The 1,376-nt window shown below is 65.9% G+C and carries 1 protein-coding gene; it reads left to right on the forward strand.

The genetic code is table 11. The features are described 5' to 3' along the window. The coding region (locus CH305_RS28635; protein WP_218828621.1) for an acetyl/propionyl/methylcrotonyl-CoA carboxylase subunit alpha at positions 1 to 1,376 on the forward strand (1,376 nt) is incomplete at both ends.

Raw genomic sequence — 1,376 nt, forward strand, 5'->3', positions numbered from 1 at the left:
CAGATCACCAAGGTTCTTGTTGCCAATCGTGGTGAGATCGCGGTGCGGGTGATCCGGGCGGCTGCTGATGCCGGGTTGGCCAGTGTCGCTGTCTACGCCGAACCCGACGCCGATGCCCCGTTCGTCCGCCTCGCCGACGAAGCATTCGCCCTCGGCGGGCAGTCCTCGGCCGAATCCTATTTGGTGATCGACAAAATTTTGGATGCCGCCGCCAAGTCCGGAGCCGACGCCATCCACCCCGGCTACGGATTCCTCTCCGAGAACGCCGACTTCGCCCAAGCCGTCCTCGATGCAGGGCTGATCTGGATCGGGCCGTCCCCACAGTCCATCCGCGACCTCGGCGACAAGGTCACCGCCCGCCACATCGCCGCCCGCGCGAAAGCACCGTCGGTCCCGGGCACCTCCGAGCCGGTGAAAGACGCGGACGAAATTTTGGCGTTCGTCGACGAACACGGCCTGCCGATCGCGATCAAAGCCGCATTCGGTGGCGGTGGCCGCGGTATGAAAGTCGCCCGCACCCGCGAGGAAATCCCCGAACTGTTCGACTCCGCCACCCGCGAAGCCGTCGCCGCGTTCGGGCGCGGGGAATGCTTCGTCGAACGCTACCTCGACAAACCACGCCACGTCGAAGCGCAGGTCATCGCCGATCAGCACGGCAACGTCATCGTCGCCGGCACCCGCGACTGCTCCCTGCAACGCCGCTTCCAGAAACTCGTCGAAGAAGCCCCCGCCCCGTTCCTCACCGACGCCCAACGCAAAGAAATCCACTCCAGCGCCAAAGCCATCTGCCTCGAAGCCGGCTACTACGGCGCCGGGACCGTCGAATACCTCGTCGGCCAGGACGGACTCGTCTCGTTCCTCGAGGTCAACACCCGTCTGCAGGTCGAGCACCCGGTCACCGAGGAAACCTCCGGCATCGACCTGGTGCTGCAACAGTTCCGCATCGCCAACGGTGAAGAACTCTCGATCACCGAAGACCCGGAACCGCGGGGGCATTCGTTCGAGTTCCGGATCAACGGCGAAGACGCCGGCCGCGGGTTCCTGCCCGCACCCGGACCGGTCACCACCTTCACCGCCCCCTCCGGCCCGGGAGTGCGCGTCGACTCCGGTGTCGAATCCGGCTCGGTGATCGGTGGCCAGTTCGATTCGATGCTCGCCAAACTCATCGTCACCGGAGCCACCCGCGAGGAAGCCCTCGCGCGTTCGCGTCGGGCGTTGGCCGAATTCACCGTCGAAGGCCTGGCGACAGTGATCCCGTTCCACGCCGCGGTGGTCTCCGATCCGGCGTTCATCGGTGACGGCGACTCCTTCTCGGTGCACACCCGGTGGATCGAAACCGAATGGGACAACCAGGTTCCCCCGTTCACCGCCGGGCA

Origin of the sequence: Rhodococcus sp. 15-649-2-2 (genome assembly GCF_002258645.1) — a bacterium.
In the GTDB taxonomy this organism is placed as follows: Bacteria; Actinomycetota; Actinomycetes; order Mycobacteriales; family Mycobacteriaceae; genus Rhodococcoides.